Origin of the sequence: Lysinibacillus antri (genome assembly GCF_003977595.1) — a bacterium.
GTDB classification, from domain to species: domain Bacteria; phylum Bacillota; class Bacilli; order Bacillales_A; family Planococcaceae; genus Ureibacillus; species Ureibacillus antri.
This window is the reverse complement of the sequence record NZ_RYYR01000005.1, coordinates 105,212-125,684: the sequence shown is the minus strand read 5'-3', so window position 1 is coordinate 125,684 and position 20,473 is coordinate 105,212. Positions and strand designations below refer to the sequence as shown.

At 39.6% G+C, this 20,473-nt stretch carries 19 protein-coding genes; 18 read left to right on the top strand and 1 reads right to left on the bottom strand.

All coding sequences use genetic code 11. The features are described from left to right. Nucleotides 1–67: 67 nt before the first annotated feature. The 10 genes from miaB (at nt 68) to EK386_RS05310 (ending at nt 11,976) form a co-directional block, all read left to right on the top strand. Nucleotides 68–1,603 (top strand): tRNA (N6-isopentenyl adenosine(37)-C2)-methylthiotransferase MiaB, encoded by a 1,536-nt coding sequence (gene miaB / locus EK386_RS05355; RefSeq protein WP_126658006.1) that lies wholly within the window; start codon nt 68–70, stop codon nt 1,601–1,603. After that, nucleotides 1,603–2,040: a YlbF/YmcA family competence regulator gene (locus tag EK386_RS05350; protein WP_126658005.1), complete on the top strand. Its 438-nt coding sequence runs from the start codon at nt 1,603–1,605 to the stop codon at nt 2,038–2,040. The genes miaB and EK386_RS05350 overlap by 1 nt, the downstream gene beginning before the upstream one ends. 292 nt (nt 2,041–2,332) lie before the next feature. Continuing rightward, entirely contained in the window at nt 2,333–2,959 is a 627-nt protein-coding gene (cotE, locus tag EK386_RS05345) for an outer spore coat protein CotE (protein WP_126658004.1), read from the top strand. A gap of 143 nt (nt 2,960–3,102) precedes the next feature. Further along, nucleotides 3,103–5,673, top strand: coding sequence for a DNA mismatch repair protein MutS (gene mutS / locus EK386_RS05340; RefSeq protein ID WP_126658003.1), 2,571 nt, complete (start codon nt 3,103–3,105; stop codon nt 5,671–5,673). Between the two features lie 137 nt (nt 5,674–5,810). Beyond that, a complete protein-coding gene (gene mutL, locus EK386_RS05335) occupies nt 5,811–7,625 on the top strand; it encodes a DNA mismatch repair endonuclease MutL (RefSeq protein ID WP_126658002.1) in 1,815 nt (604 codons plus the stop codon). Nucleotides 7,626–7,703: 78 nt separating this feature from the next. Then, the gene (locus EK386_RS05330) at nt 7,704–9,338 is read left to right on the top strand and encodes a glycerol-3-phosphate dehydrogenase/oxidase (protein ID WP_126658001.1); all 1,635 of its coding nucleotides are present in this window, start codon (nt 7,704–7,706) and stop codon (nt 9,336–9,338) included. 10 nt (nt 9,339–9,348) lie between these two features. After that, entirely contained in the window at nt 9,349–10,275 is a 927-nt protein-coding gene (locus EK386_RS05325; RefSeq protein WP_126658000.1) for an alpha/beta fold hydrolase, read from the top strand. Beyond that, complete coding sequence (miaA, locus tag EK386_RS05320; protein WP_126657999.1) at nt 10,256–11,176, top strand: tRNA (adenosine(37)-N6)-dimethylallyltransferase MiaA; 921 nt, start codon at nt 10,256–10,258, stop codon at nt 11,174–11,176. Before EK386_RS05325 ends, miaA begins: the two co-directional genes overlap by 20 nt. Before the next feature lie 56 nt (nt 11,177–11,232). Then, nucleotides 11,233–11,466, top strand: coding sequence for an RNA chaperone Hfq (gene hfq / locus EK386_RS05315; protein ID WP_126657998.1), 234 nt, complete (start codon nt 11,233–11,235; stop codon nt 11,464–11,466). A gap of 207 nt (nt 11,467–11,673) precedes the next feature. Continuing rightward, complete coding sequence (locus EK386_RS05310) at nt 11,674–11,976, top strand: rhodanese-like domain-containing protein (RefSeq protein ID WP_126657997.1); 303 nt, start codon at nt 11,674–11,676, stop codon at nt 11,974–11,976. A 109-nt stretch (nt 11,977–12,085) separates the two neighbouring features. Here the strand turns inward: EK386_RS05310 and EK386_RS05305 are convergent, their stop codons facing one another. After that, the gene (locus tag EK386_RS05305) at nt 12,086–12,715 is read right to left on the bottom strand and encodes a trimeric intracellular cation channel family protein (RefSeq protein ID WP_126657996.1); all 630 of its coding nucleotides are present in this window, start codon (nt 12,713–12,715) and stop codon (nt 12,086–12,088) included. Nucleotides 12,716–12,897: 182 nt separating this feature from the next. On the opposite strand from EK386_RS05305, the gene EK386_RS05300 reads away from it, so the two are divergent. From EK386_RS05300 to glnA, 8 genes are all read left to right on the top strand, one after another. After that, nucleotides 12,898–14,145: a methionine gamma-lyase family protein gene (locus tag EK386_RS05300; protein ID WP_126657995.1), complete on the top strand. Its 1,248-nt coding sequence runs from the start codon at nt 12,898–12,900 to the stop codon at nt 14,143–14,145. Nucleotides 14,146–14,329: 184 nt separating this feature from the next. Then, nucleotides 14,330–15,004, top strand: coding sequence for an adenosylcobinamide amidohydrolase (locus tag EK386_RS05295; RefSeq protein WP_126657994.1), 675 nt, complete (start codon nt 14,330–14,332; stop codon nt 15,002–15,004). A gap of 1 nt (nt 15,005) precedes the next feature. Then, nucleotides 15,006–15,959: an adenosylcobinamide-phosphate synthase CbiB gene (gene cbiB, locus EK386_RS05290; protein WP_126657993.1), complete on the top strand. Its 954-nt coding sequence runs from the start codon at nt 15,006–15,008 to the stop codon at nt 15,957–15,959. Further along, nucleotides 15,931–17,007: a pyridoxal phosphate-dependent aminotransferase gene (locus tag EK386_RS05285; protein WP_126657992.1), complete on the top strand. Its 1,077-nt coding sequence runs from the start codon at nt 15,931–15,933 to the stop codon at nt 17,005–17,007. The genes cbiB and EK386_RS05285 overlap by 29 nt, the downstream gene beginning before the upstream one ends. After that, complete coding sequence (locus tag EK386_RS05280) at nt 17,000–17,599, top strand: histidine phosphatase family protein (protein WP_158674377.1); 600 nt, start codon at nt 17,000–17,002, stop codon at nt 17,597–17,599. The genes EK386_RS05285 and EK386_RS05280 overlap by 8 nt, the downstream gene beginning before the upstream one ends. A gap of 67 nt (nt 17,600–17,666) precedes the next feature. Then, nucleotides 17,667–18,287, top strand: coding sequence for a Bax inhibitor-1 family protein (locus EK386_RS05275; RefSeq protein ID WP_126657990.1), 621 nt, complete (start codon nt 17,667–17,669; stop codon nt 18,285–18,287). Nucleotides 18,288–18,570: 283 nt separating this feature from the next. Next, entirely contained in the window at nt 18,571–18,972 is a 402-nt protein-coding gene (locus tag EK386_RS05270; protein ID WP_126657989.1) for a MerR family transcriptional regulator, read from the top strand. A 51-nt stretch (nt 18,973–19,023) separates the two neighbouring features. Further along, nucleotides 19,024–20,358, top strand: a complete 1,335-nt coding sequence (glnA, locus tag EK386_RS05265) for a type I glutamate--ammonia ligase (RefSeq protein WP_126657988.1) — start codon at nt 19,024–19,026, stop codon at nt 20,356–20,358. The last annotated feature ends 115 nt before the right edge of the window (nt 20,359–20,473 follow it).

The following is a 20,473-nucleotide window of genomic DNA, read 5'->3' as shown; positions in this document are numbered from 1 at the left end:
TTTCGTTATAATGTTAAAATGGGATTCGAATGTACGAAACCAATCTTGAAAGGAGTTTCTAGATTCAATGAATGAGGAACAACGACTAGCTAGTCAGCAAGTGAACCAACCAAAACCCGAAAAAGATTATAGCAGTTATTTTGAGCGAGTAGTGACGGCGGCTCCTTCTTTAAAAGATGCGAAAAAACGTGGGAAAGAAGAAGTGAAGTACCATAAAGATTTCGACATTGATGAAGAGTTTCTAGGAATGGGTGCGGGTCGTAAGTTTTATATTCGAACGTACGGATGCCAAATGAACGAACACGATTCAGAAGTAATGGCGGGGATCTTCACACAACTTGGCTATGAACCAACCCACCTAATCGAAGAAGCCGATGTTGTTCTATTAAATACATGTGCCATCCGTGAAAATGCAGAAAACAAAGTATTTGGTGAACTAGGATTCCTAGTAAAATATAAGCGTAAAAACCCTGAAATGTTAATCGGCGTTTGTGGCTGTATGTCGCAAGAAGAGTCGGTTGTAAATAAAATTTTAACAACATATCAACATGTAGACATGGTATTCGGTACTCACAATATTCACCGCTTACCGCACATTTTAAAAGAAGCCTACATGTCAAAAGAAATGGTCATCGAAGTTTGGTCAAAAGAAGGCGACGTGATTGAAAACCTTCCAAAACAACGAAATGGTGCCATTAAAGCGTGGGTAAATATTATGTACGGCTGCGATAAATTCTGTACATATTGTATCGTTCCATATACACGTGGAAAAGAGCGTAGTCGCCGTCCAGATGAAATCATTCAAGAAGTACGTGATCTAGCGGCACAAGGCTACCAAGAAATTATGCTTCTTGGCCAAAACGTTAACGCATACGGAAAAGATTTTACAGATATCGAATATCGTCTTGGTGATTTAATGGACGAGTTACGCAAAATCGATATTCCACGTATTCGTTTCACAACAAGTCATCCACGCGATTTTGATGATCACTTAATCGAAGTGTTAGCGAAAAAAGGGAACTTAGTTGAGCACATTCATTTACCAGTTCAATCCGGTTCAAATGAAATTTTAAAAATTATGGCACGTAAATATACACGTGAACTTTTCCTTGATTTAGTTCGCAAAATCAAAATAGCGATGCCAGATGTAGCTTTATCAACCGACATCATCGTTGGGTACCCAAATGAAACAGAAGAACAATTCCAAGAAACACTTGATTTATATCGAGAAGTTGGATTTGAAATGGCCTTTACGTACATTTACTCGCCACGTGAAGGAACTCCGGCTGCGAAAATGCAAGACAATGTTCCACAAGAAGTGAAAAAAGAGCGCCTTCAACGTTTAAATGCGGTCGTAGAAGAATTTTCATCTGCGGCATTGAAAAACTACGAAGGTCAAGTTGTGGAAGTGTTAGTTGAAGGAAGCAGTAAAAAACGTGATGATGTGTTAGCAGGTTATACACGTAAAAATAAATTAGTAAACTTTGCAGGACCTAAAGAATTAGTAGGGAAACTTGTGAAAGTAAAAATACTCGAGGCGAAATCTTACTCACTGCGCGGTGAATTTGTAGAAATCGTTAATCGACATGAGGTGGAAGTATAATGACAACAAAGCTTTATACAAAAGACGAAATCGTTGAAAAAGCAAAAGAAATTGCACATATGATTGCCAATACAGAAGAAGTTGAATTTTTCAAAAAAGCAGAAGCACAAATTAATGAAAATCAAACAGTGCGTGAAAAAATTGCCAGTTTAAAAACTTTACAAAAGCAAGTAGTGAACTTCCAACATCTTGGAAAAGAAAAAGCGGTAAAACTTGTGGAAGAAAAAATCGCAAAAATTGAAGAAGAAATCGATGCAGTTCCAATCGTGCAACAATTTAAAGAATCTCAATTTGAAGTGAACAACTTACTTCAATTAGTTTCAAATGCGATTGCCAATAACGTAACAAACGAAATTATTGAGTCCACTGGTGGCGACCTATTAAAAGGTGAAACAGGCTCTAAAGTAAGTAATAGTAAACCTGGAAGCTGCTCATAATTTAATTATTCAAAATGAACCTCCTACTCCATGTGCGTAGGGGGTTTTTCTTTCTTTTCTTTTAAGCACGATTGAATTTCTAGGAACACAATTTGCCCAACCTTAATACTATAAGTTGTCAGCACGAATGATTCGGTTAGTTTGCCAGCATTCATTCTATCGTTTTCAAGTATTCGCTATTTGAAAACACCACTACAAAATTCGCAAAAAAAATTCAAACTACAAGACATTTCACCAATTAGGCACTAGCCGCATACTATAGTTCGACTAGATGTATAAAGGAGGAAAAGCGTTGAAACGTTTGCGTCAAATTGTGACTAAAGCGGTTGTCGCTAAAGGTAAAAAAAGAACTGAGAGTAGTGAGATTCTGCGTCCTTCAAATGTTCCAACGAGCATTTTAGGTTGCTGGGTAATCAATCACCACTACAGTGCGAAAAAAGTTGGGAAGTATGTTGAGGTTTCTGGAAAATATGATGTAAACGTGTGGTACGCGTACAATAATCATTCAAGAACAGCTGTTCACACAGAGACAATTCATTATAAAGACCGCATCAAATTACACTATCGCGATGAAGACGTAATTGAAACAAATGATTGCCATGTACGTGTGTTACAACAACCAAACTGCGTAGAAGCGATTATTACGCAAAGTGGTGACAGCTTCAATATCGTTATTGAACGTGACTTCCTTGTTGAAGTGATTGGTGAAACAAAAGTGGTTGTATCTGTACACCCAATTGAGTATGAAGAAGAGTGGAGATTCGATGACGACAATGATGACGACGAAAGCTCCTCATCATCAAGCTCAAGTTCAAGCTCTAGCTCATCAAGTTCATCTTCAGACTTTGGATCCGACTTCCATAAAGGTAAGTTCGGCGGCGGTAAAATAAGCGACGAATCGTCATCATTTCATCGATAATCGTACTGGAGCGCCCTCTACTAAAAGTTAGTAGATCAGAGGCGCTCTTTTTTTATTTCACTTTTCTAATATGTGTGAATCTCTATTTAGCCATTAAAATTTGGTATAATGAAAAGATAAAGTAGTAGAGAGGAACACAAAAAATGACGACATACACACCAATGATGCAACAATATTTATCAATTAAATCAGAATATAAAGATGCCTTTCTTTTTTATCGATTGGGCGACTTTTATGAAATGTTTTTTGATGATGCCGTATCCGCTTCTCAAATTTTAGAAATCACCTTAACAAGTCGAGATGCAGGAACGAAAGACCGTATCCCGATGTGTGGTGTACCTCATCATTCAGCTAAAAATTATATCGAAACTCTTGTGTCAAAAGGGTACAAAGTCGCGATTTGTGAACAAACCGAAGATCCAAAGCAGTCCAAAGGGGTCGTCAAACGAGAAGTCGTTCAATTGATCACACCTGGGACGATTACAGAAGGAAAAACAATTGATGGAAAATCCAATCACTTTATCGCCTCGGCAGAACAATTATCGAATCAATCCATTGCCTTTGCTTATTTAGATGTTTCGACAGGAGAAGCCAATACCATCATTGTCGAAGGTGGTATTAAATCATTACTGCAGCAACTACTATCCTTAAATATTCGTGAGCTAGTCGTAACGGAGCCATTGCAGATGATGATTACAGAGCAAGCAAATAATTTAGGTGTTGTTTTGTCCCTTGAAAATGAAGAAATGTCCGAGGAAAAGTGCCGAAACTATATTGAAAACTTACCAAAAGAATTACAAGGCGTAGCAAAAAGCTTGTTGCAGTATGTGGAACGAACACAAATGCGCTCGCTTTCGCATATTCAACCCTTTACATATATCGAAACAAAGCAACTTTTACGCATCGACTCCAATTCAAAACGAAACCTGGAGCTACTACAATCGATTCGCGGCGGTGATCAAAAAGGGACGCTGCTTTGGTTACTAGATGAAACGGTGACGGCAATGGGAGGGCGTAAGCTAAAACAATGGCTCCATCAACCACTTGCAAATCGTACGAGTATTGAAGAACGCCTTGCGATTGTCACGGATTTACTGGATGAATTTTTTGTACGAGATGAATTAAAAGAATTACTTAAGCAAGTGTACGATTTAGAACGATTAGCTGGTCGAGTTGCGTTTGGAAACGTGGGAGGCCGTGATTTAGCTCAACTGCGTGAATCGCTTCGTCAAGTACCAGCCATTAAACAACAGCTTATTCAAAGTGGGCGAGAAACATTAATACAGCTTGGTGAAAACCTTGATGAATGCGCGGAAATTGTACAATTGTTAGCCCATGCCATTACGGATCACCCGCCTATTTCAATCAAGGAAGGGGACGTGATTCGAGACGGTTACAATGAAAAACTCGATGAATTACGTGATGCATCCCGAAACGGTAAGGACTGGATTGTGCAGCTTGAACAGAAAGAACGTGAGCTTACCGGCATTAAAAACTTAAAAATTGGCTACAATCGCGTATTTGGTTATTATATCGAAATAACAAAATCCCAAATTTCCAATGCAGATTTAACACGTTATGAGCGAAAACAAACATTAGCAAATGCAGAACGTTATATTACCGAGGAATTAAAAGAAAAAGAAGCGATTATTTTAAATGCAGAAGAGCAAAGTCTTGCGTTAGAATATGATCTGTTTGTTGAATTGCGCGAAACCTTAAAGGCATACATTCCACGCGTACAAGCATTAGCTTCAAAAATTAGTGAGCTAGATGTGTATATTAGCTTTGCTGTTGTATCCGAAAAGTATCGTTTTATTCAACCAACGTTCCACGAAGGTAGGTCACTGAAAATTGTGGGGGGCCGCCATCCTGTAGTGGAAAAAATGCTAAATAAACAAATGTACGTACCAAATGATTGTATCTTAACGGATGACAAAAATATGATGCTCATTACAGGTCCAAACATGTCCGGTAAAAGTACGTATATGCGACAAGTTGCGTTAATTGTCGTGCTCGCACAAATGGGCTGTTATGTACCGGCGGATGAAGCAGTCTTACCGATTATCGATCAAATTTTCACACGAATTGGTGCAGCGGATGATTTAGTGGCTGGTCAATCTACATTTATGGTCGAAATGCTTGAATCTCAACATGCCATTACAAATGCGACAGAAAACAGTTTATTGTTATTTGATGAAATTGGCCGTGGAACGTCTACTTACGATGGCATGGCGCTCGCTCAATCCATGATGGAATACATTCATCATAAAATTGGTGCCAATACATTATTTTCAACCCATTATCATGAACTAACAGCCCTTGAAGATCAGTTAGAGCGACTTCAAAACGTCCATGTTAGCGCAACGGAACAGGATGGCAAGGTGGTCTTCTTACATAAAGTACGTGCGGGGGCTGCTGATAAAAGCTATGGTGTCCATGTGGCAAAATTAGCAGAAATGCCAGATGCCATTATTGAACGCGCCCAAGTGTTATTGGAACAATTTGAATCGAATGAACCGATCCAACAAGTGCAAGAAGTAGTGGTACGTGAGGAGATCGAGCAGTTATCATTATTTGAGGGGGAAAGTGCCCTGTCTGAAGCGGAAAAAGACGTTTTAGAACGACTTGAGAAAATGAATATCATGGGAACGTCACCAATCCAAGCAATTAATGTGCTATATGAATTGCAACAGGCGTTGTTGAGTAAGAAATAGCGGATTGGCGGGATTTTCTGCAAAAATGGCGGGATTATAGTGGTTTTTGACGGGATTATTCAAAAAATTGGCGGGATTATCCCAAACTTTGGCGGAATCCCTCCAATCTACCACAATAAAAAGGAGGTACCTCAATTATGGGAAAAATTCAAATCATGGACGAATGGTTATCCAATAAAATAGCAGCTGGGGAAGTAGTGGAGCGACCATCATCCGTCGTGAAAGAACTTGTTGAAAATGCGATCGATGCAGGAAGTACATCCATCGAAGTTTTTCTCGAAGAAGCAGGGTTAACCTCCATCCAAGTAACAGATAATGGCGGTGGAATGGATGAGGAGGATGCCTTAAAATCATTCTCTCGCCATGCCACATCAAAACTTTCAAAAGAACAAGACCTTTTTCGAATCCGTACGTTAGGATTTCGTGGTGAAGCGTTAGCATCCATTGCCTCGGTGTCAAAAGTAAACTTGAAAACATCAGATGGTGAACATTCGGGCGTTGAAGTTGAACTTGACGGGGGCCATGTGGTGTCGATGAAGCCCACTGCATTTCGAAGAGGGACAGATATTACTGTATCGCAGCTGTTCTTTAATACACCGGCGAGATTAAAATATTTAAAAACCATTCAAACCGAACTGGGTCACTCCATTGATTATATGAATCGACTGGCTTTAGGCTATCCAGAAATTGCGTTTAAACTCGTACATAATGGAGGAACGCTTCTTCAAACGAACGGCAGGGGAAATGTCCAACAAGTCATTGCCGCAATTTATGGCGTGCAAAATGCAAAAAAGATGATTACCTTTAGTGGGGAGTCTCATGATTATAAAGTGCACGGCTTTGCAAGTTTGCCCGAAATAACACGCGCATCCAAAAACTATATGTCCATCTTTGTGAATGGTCGTTTTGTGAAACATTATTTAGTTCAAAAAGCCATTGTCCATGCGTATCATACGTATTTACCGATTGAACGTTACCCGATTGTCGTTATGTATATCGAAGGCGATCCTTATTTAACCGACGTTAATGTTCATCCCGCCAAACTGCAAATACGGTTAAGTAAGGAACAGGAGTTATTGCCGCTTATTGAGGAAGCAATCCGAAAAGCAATCCGTACCGCAATCCATGTCCCACTTGCTGAGAAAAAAGAAAAACCGGTGCGTGTCCCTAGTGAGCAAATTAATCTATGGAAGCCAGCACCTTCTTTTAATGAAACGAAAATGGATGCGATTGTTGAGAAATTAACCGCAAGCGAATCCATTATTAAAGAAACTTCTACTCCACTAATCGAAGAACCAACAGAAATCCCAATACAGTGGGAAGAACCTGAACCAATTGTACAAGAGGAAATACAAGAGAAAAAAGAGCCGTTCCCGCAGCTTGAAATCGTCGGGCAAATTCATGGAACGTATATCGTGGCGCAAATGGAAGACGGGTTTTATTTAATTGATCAACATGCAGCCCAAGAACGAATAAAATATGAATATTTCCGCGATAAAGTGGGCGAGGTCAATCCAAATGAACGTCAATCTTTACTATTACCTCTTACATTCCATTATTCAGCCGATGAAGCGTTTACGTTAAAAGAAAATCTACAGGCATTAGAAGAAGTTGGTGTCTATTTAGAAGACTTTGGTCAATCTACTTTTGTGGTACGTGAATATCCAACATGGTTCCCAAAAGGATTTGAGCAAGAAATTATTGAAGAGTTAATCGAGCAAGTATTAAAAACACGGAAAACCGATATTAAAAAATTACGTGAAGAAGCGGCCATCATGATGAGCTGTAAAAAGTCGATTAAAGCGAACTACTACTTAACAAAAGAGCAAATGGTTGTGCTTCTTGATGATTTACGAAAGGCAGACAATCCATTCACCTGCCCACACGGAAGACCGGTTATGATTCATTTTTCGTCCTATGAAGTGGAAAAAATGTTTAAGCGCGTCATGTAACACACAAGATGAGAGTGAGTGTTTTCAAGAAATATCGAAAACGGATTTACCTATACTTATAAAAAGGGGAAATTCACGATGTTTTCATATAAAGAACGTAAGACGATTAAACATACATTAAACCACTATCAATTTGATGTATTGGTGATTGGTGGCGGAATTACGGGTGCGGGAATTGCCCTCGATGCAGCTTCGAGGGGTCTTTCTGTCGCACTCATTGAAATGCAAGACTTTGCTGCGGGCACATCTAGCCGATCCACGAAACTCATTCATGGGGGCCTCCGCTATTTAAAACAGTTCGAAATTGGGCTTGTCGCAGAGGTAGGGCGCGAACGTGAAATTGTGTATGAAAATGCGGTTCATGTTACAAAACCGGAATGGATGCTCCTTCCGCTCTATAAAGAAGGAACATTAGGGAAATTGACTACGCGAGCAGCACTCACGTTGTATGATCAGCTTGCCCAAGTGCGAAAAGATGAACGAAGAAAAATGCTTTCCCGTAAAAAAACGCTTCAGAAAGTACCCATCTTAAAAGAAGACGGGTTAATAGGAGCGGGGTACTATGTGGAATATAAAACCGATGATGCGCGGTTAACGATTGAAGTGATTAAAAAAGCCGTTGAATATCAAGCAGTCTGTTTAAATTATGCGCGGGCAGTAAGTTTTGAATATAAAAAGAAAAAGATTGTTGCCGCAAATGTACGGGACGAATTGACGGGTGACATGTTTACCATCCATGCTCACCAAATCGTGAATGCAACAGGTCCTTGGGTAGACGATATACGAAAAATGGATAAATTGCATAATAAAAAGCGAATTCGTCATACAAAGGGTATTCATATCGTCATGGATCAAGCAACGTTCCCATTACAGCAAGCGGTTTATTTTGATACAGAAGATGGACGAATGGTTTTTGCAATTCCGCGCGATGGGAAAACATACGTGGGCACGACCGATACATTTTATGACGATGACCCAGTTCATCCAATTGCGACGGAAGAAGACATTCAATATTTACTAAATGCTATACACTATATCTTCCCGAAACTCAGCATTACTAAAGAAGATGTCGAATCCTCTTGGGCTGGAATTCGCCCGCTCATCTTTGAGGATGGAAAAAATCCTTCTGAAATATCCCGAAAAGATGAACTTTGGTATGCGTCAAGCGGATTATTGACTGTAGCTGGTGGAAAATTAACAGGGTATCGTCAAATGGCGGAAACTATCGTTAATCAGATTGTGAAAAAACATAAATTTAAACATGCCCAAAAATGCGGGACAAAAGAATTGGCCTTATCTGGTGCAAGGGGATTAAATTCGCACAACTTCAATGACTATGTTGCCAACAAAGCGAAAGTCGGGGAACAGTTTGGATTAACCTTTCATGAAGCAAAACGATTAGTGGAACGCTATGGGACGAATGTGGAGAAAGTTTTTTTATTCGCACAAAAAGGAATAGAAACAGGCACAACCCTTCCTATCCCACTTTATGCGGAGCTCCTATATGCAATTTACTATGAAATGGTCATGACTCCGTGTGATTTTCTCATCCGTAGAACAGGATATCTTTACTTCAACATCGAATTAGTAGAGAACTATAAAAATGCCATTATTGACGTCATGAGTGAATTATTCGGTTACTCGGACAGTGAAAAAATCTTCTACCAAATGCAATTAGAGCAATTCATAGACGAAGCAAAAAATAAACATTAGGGTGATTGGTTTGAAAAAACTAACGAAAGTACTACCAATGAGTGATGGACACCAAATTTTTGTTCGTATTTATGAACCCGATGCAAAACCAATCGGACATTTTCACATTTTGCATGGGATGGCAGAACACGGTGATCGCTATGATGCATTTGCCATCAACATGTGTGAGCAAGGCTACTTTGTGACAGCACACGATCATCGTGGCCATGGGAAAACCGTCGAACTAAACGGAAAACTAGGCTATTTCGCAGATGATAATGGCTTTGAACGGGTTGTCGATGATGTATCCGAGCTTATCCAGTTTTTCCGCTACGATTTTGATGAAACAAAAACCATTCTTTTTGGTCATAGTATGGGTTCCTTTATTGCTCGTCGTTATATTCAAACTTACAATGATATTGATAAAGTAATTTTATGTGGAACTGGTGCGACAACGTTTCTTCATCAGATTGGTAACGCACTGTCTCGAACGCTTTGTCTCGTGCAAGGAAAAACGGTCCCAAGTGCAATTATGAGCGAATTAAGCTTTGGCAGTTTTAATAAAGGCTTTCCCGATGTAAAAACCGCCTTTGATTGGCTATGTAGCAACGAAGAAGAAATCGAAGCCTATATAAAAGACCCTACTTGCGGTTTTGTTCCAACGAATCAATTTTTTGTTGATTTGACAGATGGCTTGTTATCAATTAATCGAAAAAACGAAATGGTCAACATTCGAAAGGATATCCCAGTACTTTTAATAAGCGGAAGTGAAGACCCTGTTGGCAATAAGGGCGCTGGCGTTTTTAAAGTGGCAAATGCATTAAAAAAAGTAGGGTTACAAGATGTGGTCGTGTATCTTTTTGAAGGAATGCGCCACGAAATATTGAAAGAAAAAAATAAAGAGCATGTGTTTCATGTGGTATCACGGTGGTTAGAAAATGACAGGAAAAGAAATTGAAGTAGTCGCCATTGTAGGTCCGACTGCTTCCGGCAAAACAGCATTAAGTATTAAACTCGCAAAACAATTTAATGGAGAAGTGATCAACGGCGATTCGATGCAAATTTATAAAGGGCTCGATATCGGTACGGCGAAAATTACAGAAGAAGAAATGGAAGGCATTCCTCATCATTTATTAAGTTTTAAGGAACCAACTGAAAGCTTCTCTGTTGCGGAGTACCAATTGCTTGTCCGTGAGAAAATTGAAGAAATCAGAAGTCGAGGCAAGCTTCCCATTATCGTTGGTGGAACGGGTCTTTATGTGCAAGCAGTTCTTTATGATTTTCAGTTTACAAAAGAAGACGTGGATGAAGAAGCTCGCCAAACCTATTATGAGGAACTTGCTAAAATCGGTCCGGATGCCATGCACGCCCGTCTAGCCGAACTCGATCCCGAAACGGCAAGTACAATTCACCCAAACAACACTCGACGCGTCATCCGAGCATTGGAATTAGTCGAATTACATGGCGTTTCCAAAGCTGCTGAAGAACATAATCGAGGAGATGTCCCACTTTACAATCACTTAATTATTGGATTGGATATGGACCGCGAAAAACTTTATGAACGAATTAATTTACGTGTAGATGTCATGATGGAAAAAGGATTACTCGATGAAGTGAAATCGTTATGGGATCAAAATATTCGAGACGTGCAAGCAGTTCAAGCAATCGGGTATAAAGAGTTGTATGCTTATTTTGACGGTCGTATGTCGCTTGAAGATGCGGTGGAACAACTGAAACAAAATTCTCGACGCTATGCGAAACGCCAATTGACATATTTCCGCAACAAAATGGATGTACAATGGATTGGTGACGATTGGAATAAAATTGTAAAATATTTTCAAAATTCAGAAGGAAAATAACTTCTGATGTCGAATACTTCACTATATAGAAAATAGAAATAGAAGAGGTGTGCGGCGTGAAATCAATCAATTTACAAGATACGTTTCTTAATAATTTACGAAAAACGAATATCTTTGTCACAGTATTTTTAACGAATGGTTTCCAATTAAAAGGATTAGTGAAGTCATACGATAATTTTACCGTGTTGCTAGAGTCTGATGGCAAACAACATCTTATATACAAACATGCAATTTCAACATTTGTCCCATCTAAACACGTTTCCTTTGGTAATGATGAAGAGAATAATTAATTGTAAGATCGGCGAAGTGGTTCCTACTAGCCGATTTTTTCTATGTCTAGCTCCAGCGCCCAGCCCCTCGGAAACTTCAACTTCCTCCTACGCATGCAAGCATGCTTGTCGGAAGTCTCCAGTTTCTTTCGGGGCTAAGCAGGTCGCTTGCGCTTTTCTTATTTTTCTCTATAATGGCAATGTAGATGAATATTGGAGGTTTTGTAAATGAAAACAATGACAACAGAAGAAATCATTAATTTATTAGATGCAAACGAAGATTTAAATGTTATCGATGTGCGCGAAGCAGATGAAGTCGAACAAGGCATGATCCCAGGTGCCGTACACATTCCACTAGGGTCAATTCCTGAACGTGCGGATGAATTAGATAAAACAAAAGAATATATCCTTGTATGCCGCGGCGGCGTTCGTAGTGCAAAAGCTGGCGAATACTTAGAATCACAAGGCTTCGAAGTGATCAACCTAGAAGGCGGTATGATGGCTTACGATGGAGAATTAGAGTTTAAATAATGGCGAGCTGGGCGAAATCCCGTCAAAAAGTGAAGGAATTCCGTCAAATTCAGCGATAATCCCGCCAAGTTCACCTGAAATCCCGCCAACAACATACAAAAAGCACATATCATCTATGTGCTTTTTGCTTTGTATTAATCATAGTTAACTTTCGAACAGGCAATTTCCAGTTTCTCATATACGATAAAACGCGCAAAGTCGTAATCACCACAAATAAAACATATAAGAAAACATCTCCGGGTACTAATTCCAGTCCAATGACTAAACCAGCCCCAGCTGCCCACACTGCATAGATTTCCTCTCGTAATACGATTGGTTTTCTTCCAGCTAATAGATCTCGCACAATCCCACCGCCAGAACCTGTTAAGATCGCAGCAACAATTACTGCACTTACAGGTAACTCTAAGGAAACCGCGTACATCGCACCTTGAATGGCAAATGCGGATAAACCAATCGCATCGGTCAAATTCCCCCAGCGATGCCAATGCTTAATAAGCTGATGAGGTACTAAGAAAAAGATCGTAATCGCCGCAATCGCAATTTGAAACATCATCTCCTGGCTCCATAACGTCGATACCGGTAAACCAATTAATATATTTCGAATGGCCCCGCCACCAAAAGCTGTGACAATACCTAATAAGTACACCCCAAATAAATCATATTCTTCTTCCATCGCCACAATCGCACCGGAAATCGCAAAGGCAATGGTCCCAATGATACTCAATACTTCCCAAGCCATAAGTACATCCCCTTAAATTTATATTATTCTGAGAATAGCAGTTTGAAAGAGTTTCGTAAAGATAGTAGTTTTATTCGTTAGATGGTTTATTTACGAATTCATCAATTCCAAGCCCTAAAACGGTTGAAAAGCTGCAAAGAATTGTTAAGATGAATAAGAAGATAAATAAGGGAGCAATCAACATGACATTTTTTTCAACATTAAAGCCAGAAACGTTGCAACTTGCGCAAGAGGTAGAAGAGAAAATTAAACCCTTTCATGATCAAGTAGACGAAATGGCGTTTTATAATCAACAAAAGGTGTTGGCAGCCTTTCGCAAACATCAAGTAAGTGACTTTCATTTACATCCATCTACAGGGTATGGCTATGACGATGAAGGGCGTGATAATTTAGAACGCGTTTATGCAGAAACGTTCGGTGCAGAGGCAGCAATCGTACGCAGTCAAATCATTTCTGGCACACATGCCATCACGCTTAGTTTATTCGGCGTACTGCGACCAGGTGATGAACTAGTCTACATAACGGGGAAACCATATGATACGCTCCAGTCGATTGTCGATGGGGGAGAAAAAGATACCGGCTCTCTAAAAGACTTTGGCATTGGCTATCACCACGTTGATTTACTCAATGACCGAGAAATCCATTGGGCAGCAGTACGCAATACGATTAATGAAAAGACAAAAATAGTCGCTATCCAACGCTCAAAAGGTTATGCAACTAGACCTTCCTTCACAATCGATGAGATAGAAGAAATGTGTCAAAAGATTCGTGCCATCAAACAAGACGTGGTCATCTTTGTCGATAACTGTTATGGGGAATTTGTGGAAGCAAAGGAGCCAACTGAAGTAGGGGCCGACTTAATGGCAGGTTCCCTCATTAAAAATCCTGGCGGGGGCTTAGCGAAAATCGGTGGTTATATTGCTGGACGTGCTGATTTAGTGGAGAAATGTGCGTACCGAATGACTTCTCCTGGAATCGGTGCAGAAGCGGGGGCATCGTTAAATACGTTAGCCGATTTTTATCAAGGATTCTTCCTTGCACCGCATGTGGTAGCGCAAAGTTTAAAAGGAGCTATTTTCACTTCAGCTATGCTGGAAGAAGTGGGCATGTCAACGTTTCCACATTATGCAGCAAAACGAACAGACTTGATTCAATCGGTTTCTTTCCAAACAGCGGAGCAAATGATTGCATTTTGTCAGGAAATTCAAGCAGCGTCTCCAATTAACGCTCATTTCGCACCAGTTCCAGCGTATATGCCTGGCTATGAGGATGACGTCATTATGGCTGCAGGAACATTTGTACAAGGTTCCAGCATCGAATTAACTGCAGATGGTCCGATTCGTCCGCCATTTACTGCCTATATACAAGGTGGTTTAACGTACGAACATGTGAAATTTGCGATTTGTAGTGCGGTTCAGAAAATTCGATAGTGAGGGGAGCGGTTCTTTCGTTTGGGAGCCGCTTTTTTAATTCCGCCAAATTAGTAAGAAATCCCGCCAAAAAAAGCAATATTTCCGCCAAACTTGTTGAGAATTCCGCCAAACTTTCAAATAATCCCGCCAAACCGCTTTTTTTATGCTAATTTAGAAGTACTACTAAACTAGAGGTCAAAACATGATTACATTAGAAAACTTCAAAAAATATAAAGAGTTTATCGTTGTCGAAGCACCCACACCGCTTCGCACATTTAGTTCGGCCATGCACAATCCTGGCTATGGCGAGTATACATTCTTTGTCAATCGTACGGTAGGGATAGACTATTTCCCCGAAGATGCCAATGAAGAAATGCGCCAGTTCCTCAATGAAAGAAACTTTCCATTAGAACAAACCATTGCCATGATGACAGCGGTGGATATGGAATTTGCATTTATCGATTGTTATGAAGAAGGGGAAACATCCATCGTGATCATGGTGACTGCTGGTTTAGGTAATGCAGTCGATGTCACAAAAGCGCATCAATATGCTTATCAACCCAAAGTGGGCACTATCAACACATTTATTTTTATCAACGGCAACTTATCCGATGAAGCACTCATTCAAGCGTTATGTTGCGCAGTGGAAGTGAAAACGAAAATTATTCACGAACGTGGTATCCTTGATCACAAATCCGGTACAATTGCGACAGGTACATCAACGGACAGTGTATGCGTTGCCTCAACCCAAACCGGAGAATTTCACCAGTATGCAGGCTCTATTACAAAAATGGGGACGTTAATCGGACGAGGGTTATATGAAACAATGAACAAAGCCGTTGATAGTTACTTAGCTTTTAAGAAAGGGAATCAGTAACATGCACATATTGGCCGTTTTCCTAGGGCAACTATTAGACATTATCATCGGGGATCCACCAAAACTCCCGCATCCTATCAGATGGATTGGGAACTTCATTGCGTTTCTCTCAAAAAAATTAAACCAAGGTAACTCCCGTACAATAAAAGGCGCAATCATGGCATTCATCGTCGTTGGTACTGTTACTGTCGTGACATTTTCGGTCGTCTATTTATCTTATACAATTCATTTCGTTGTCGGGTTATTAATCGAAACCATTTTAATCGCAATCGGCTTAGCACAAAAAAGTTTAAAGGAAGCGGCCATGGTTGTCTATGACGCGCTTAAACGAGGGGATTTAGATGAGGCACGGGTGAAATTGTCTTGGATTGTAGGTCGCGATACGGCACATTTAGAGGAACCTGAAATCGTGCGCGGAGTAGTCGAAACAGTTTCAGAAAATACAAGCGATGGCATTACGGCGCCCCTGTTTTACGCGATTTTGTTTGGGGCAACAGGTTTGTGGGCCTACAAAGCGATCAACACCCTCGATTCAATGGTCGGTTATAAAAATGAAACGTATATGCAGTTTGGCAAAGTTTCCGCAAGACTGGATGATATGGCTAACTTTATCCCAAGCAGAATCACAGGTTTACTCATTTTATTGTTCACAAAAAATAAAACAAATCGTCCACTAAAAGAGCGATTCATAAATTGGCTAGTGGACGCCAAAAAACATCCAAGTCCGAATAGCGGCTACTTAGAAGCGGCAACAGCCTATCAACTTGGCATTCGATTAGGTGGCTACAATACATATAAAGGAATTACGTCGTTTCGTGCTTATATGGGAAAACCGACTGAAACGTTACAGGCGAGTCACATTAAAGAAGCGATTACACACATGCTCATTGTTTCTTGGGTATTCATTTTAATTGTGGGAGGTGTTCATGTTGCAATTTCCCTCGCATGGCGCTAATTATGAAGCATTATATAAAAATTTTGGACTAGATTTACCAGAAGTCGTATTTGATTTAAGTGAAAATGTCAATTCACTCGGCATACCAAAGCAAATAGAAAAACTATGGCCGAGCTTGCAACAACAATTGTTAACTTATCCGCATCCGGAAGCAGAACCACTTCGAACAATGATTGCAACAAAACATCATGTACAAAAGGAATGCGTGTTAGTAGGAAATGGTGGGGCAGAACTGCTCACGTTTTATGCCCAGCTTTACCGTGGAAAAAAGGTGATTCTTGTACATCCAACATTTTCCGAATATAAAATGACATTAGAAGCAGCAGGAGCAGACGTAATTGATTTAACGATTTCAGATGTGGCAGCCTACCAATTACCAATTGAAGAGATCAAGCAGGAGATGACCGATGCTGACTGTCTGTATTTATGTAATCCTAACAATCCAACAGGTGCACTCATCTCAAAAACTATATTACTAGAATTAATTCAATACGGTGAAAAAGTGGGATGTGCAGTACTCATTGACGAGGCGTTTATGGATTGGACGGATGAAGAACATTCGGCAATCAATTTAGTCAACGAGTTCAAACATGTAACGGTATTGCGTTCCATGACGAAAATGTATGGCATCGCAGGGATAAGACTTGGTTACTTAATTGGATCTCCTCAACTTGTACGTGATTTGCGGAAACGATTGCCGCATTGGAATGTGAATAATCTCGCTATATCTATTGGTGTGGAATGTTTAAACGATGAGCAATTTAGACAAGAAAGTATCAACTATCAACACAAGCAAAAAGTATATTTGGTCGATTATTTATTATCGCGAAATTGTATTGTAACGAACAGTGTAGTAAACTTCCTTTGCTTTCAATTAGCAAACCCTACAGACACGCGTGAATTTTATTTTCATTGTTTGAAGCGCGGCGTTGTATTACGGCATACCGAAAACTATATTGGCATGGATGGAAAGTGGCTTCGAATCGGTATTAAATCCGCAGAAGCACTGGCAAAATTTCAAGAAGTCATGGATGAATGGTATGCGTAATATGGAAATTTACTTTGTTCGTCATGGAGAAACCGAATGGAACAAGGAAGGGCGCTTACAAGGATGGTTGGATTCCAAACTGACAGCAAGAGGAATTGCCCAAGCAGAGAGGCTAAGAAATGAACTACCAAATTTCCAAGCGACCTATTCTAGCCCACTTCAAAGAGCGATTCAAACAGCTAGCATTTTAGCAGACCAAGAGATTCATCTGGATGATCGATTAAAGGAAATTCATCTAGGTATCTGGCAGGGGCAGTTAATTGAGGCGCTTTTGAAAGATGAACTCTATGATGCTTATTGTAATAGGCCAGCAATGTATGTGCCAAATGGTGGGGAAACCTTTGAACAAGTTACTCATCGAATGTGGGACTTTTTGATGGATTGTTCAAAGCTTCATCAAGGCGAGCGTATTTTAGTCGTTACCCATGGAGTGGCCATTCGTGCATTGCTTTTGAAAGTACTAAATTTACCGATTCGAAAAATTTGGGACTTTGGCGAAATCGATGGGACAAGCGTGACGAAAATCGTGATCGAAAATGGCAGATTTATTGTTGAATCCATTGGCATGACCGAGCATATTACTTTACTGTAAAAATGATTAATAACCACGCTCCTTTCGAAATATAGTAAATAGTAAACTATGATGATTGGGGTTGTGTATGGGGCAGTTAAGTAGGAATCGGAACTACGACCTCATTTTAAAACACTTTGCTTGTATGTGGATCTTAACAGTTGTCGGTGTCCTCATTGCGCTTGTTTTACCGTTTTGGTTAGTCGTAACGTTAGCCATCATAGGTGTAGGGTTAATTGTGCTCATTTTCTTAATGCAGCTAGGACATATAATCCTCTACTATGCCATTCCATTTTTATTAGGGATGCTCCATTTCTTATTGTTAGTATTGTTCATTGATTGGTTTGGAAAAGCTCTTGTGCTGTCCGTATTTATCGGGACCGTAATAATTTTCTTGTTGTTAACCATTTTGGGATTAAAATTAATTGCCGAAATAACGGATTCATTTATTTACTTATTTGCAGTAATCATTGTATTTGTTGTCTTTTCATTTATTTATATTTTCATTCCAATTAGTAGCGTAGTATTACTCGTAATTGCCGGCCTCGTAGTTTTATTACTAGCGATCTACACCGTTTACGACTTAAACAATATGCGCAACAATTTTGTGCGGGATAGTGAAGTCATTGCCATTGCCCTCGGGTTATATTTGAATTTTATTGCGCTTGCATTAAATGCCTCGCAAATGACGAAGAAAATCAAAAGATAATAAAACGCTACCTAATCGACTAAGGTTAGGTAGTTTTTTTGCATATGCTAGGTGAAAGAAGTTTGAATGTTTAGAGTGAACTGGGGGAAACGCTTAATTTTTTCTTAACATCCTTTGTAAGAAAAAATAATTTCTAAATATGAATCTTATTTTCTGAAAAGTGCTACTAACTACTTAATTTTTCGCAATTTTTCCCACTTATTCTTAATGTGTAAGTTTTTCTGACATAAGATTGACATTACAATTGACGGAGAGTATTATAATGGCAAGGGAGGTGAATTAAATGAGTGGAAATAAACGAACGAGTGAAATTAGAAGATCGATGCCACTTTTACCAATTGGTACCGTTATGCAACTAACAGAATTATCTGCGCGACAAATTCGTTATTACGAAGAGCACGATTTAATTCAGCCACACCGTACAGATGGAAATCGTAGAATGTTTTCATTGAATGATGTCGATACTCTACTTGAGATAAAAGATATGCTAGACCAAGGTATTAACATGGCCGGCATTAAAAAATTATTTGATTTAAAAGACAATCCAGCTGCACAAGCCGTACAAAAAGAAAAAGAAATTTCAGATTCAGAATTGCGTAGTATTTTACGCCAAGAGATGCGCAGTGCAGGAAAACACCAAAAATCGTCTTTGCGACAAGGGGATTTATCGCGGTTTTATCAATAATTCGCGTAAATTATAAAAAGCTAGTGGAAAACAGTAGGAGTGTGGAATATTGTGGGTAAATTCACAAAAGAGGACATTAAACGACTTGTAGAAGAAAAAGAAGTAAAATACATTCGTTTACAATTCACTGATATTTTAGGAACAATTAAAAACGTAGAAATTCCAGTAAGTCAATTAGACAAAGCATTAGATAATAAGATGATGTTTGACGGTTCTTCTATTGAAGGTTTTGTTCGTATTGAAGAATCTGACATGTACTTACATCCTGATCTTGATACTTTCATGGTTTTCCCATGGACTACTGGTAACGGGAAAGTAGCTCGTTTCATTTGTGATATTTATACAGCTACAGGAGAACCATTTGCAGGGGACCCACGTAACAACTTAAAACGCCTATTAAAGAATATGGAAGAGCTAGGGTTCACAGATTTCAACCTTGGACCAGAGCCTGAATTTTTCTTATTTAAATTAGATGCAAAAGGTGAGCCAACGCTAGAAGTAAATGACCATGGTGGTTACTTTGACTTAGCGCCAACTGACTTAGGTGAAAACTGCCGTCGTGATATCGTATTAGAGCTTGAAGAAATGGGCTTTGAAATCGAAGCTTCTCACCATGAAGTAGCACCAGGTCAACACGAAATTGACTTTAAATATGCGAATGTTGTAGAAGCATGTGACAACATCCAAACTTTCAAATTAGTTGTTAAAACGATTGCTCGTAAACACGGCTTACATGCAACATTTATGCCAAAACCATTATACGGTGAAGCAGGTTCTGGTATGCACTGTAACGTATCTTTATTCAAAGGGAAAGAAAACGTGTTCTACGATGAAAGAGCGGAACTTGGCTTATCTGAAACAGCAATGCAATTTATGGCAGGGGTACTTGCACACGTTCAAGGATTTACAGCGATCACAAATCCAACTGTAAACTCATATAAACGTTTAGTACCTGGTTATGAAGCACCATGTTACGTAGCGTGGTCTGCTCAAAACCGTTCACCACTAATCCGTGTCCCATCTGCTCGTGGACTGTCAACACGTATCGAGGTTCGTTCTGTTGACCCAGCAGCAAACCCATACTTAGCATTAGCGGTAATTTTAGAGTCTGGTTTAGAAGGGATCCGTCAACAAATGACACCACCTCCTGCAATCAACCGCAACATCTATATCATGTCAGATGAAGAGCGTAAAGCAAATGGCATCGACAATTTACCAGCAGCTCTTGATGATGCGTTAGTTGCTTTAGATAAAGATGAAGTGGTAAAACGTGCATTAGGTGAACACATTTACGCAAACTTTAAAGAAGCAAAAGAAATTGAATTCGAAATGTTCCGTACAACAGTACATCCTTGGGAACGCGAACAGTATTTGAAGATGTACTAATTGGTGCCTGGCACACAAACAATTCTGGCAATTATATACAATTTAAAAAGCATTGGGGCATAATTTTGTGCTCCAATGCTTTTTCCTTCTGTACTGCTTTTTTCCAAGTTAACAC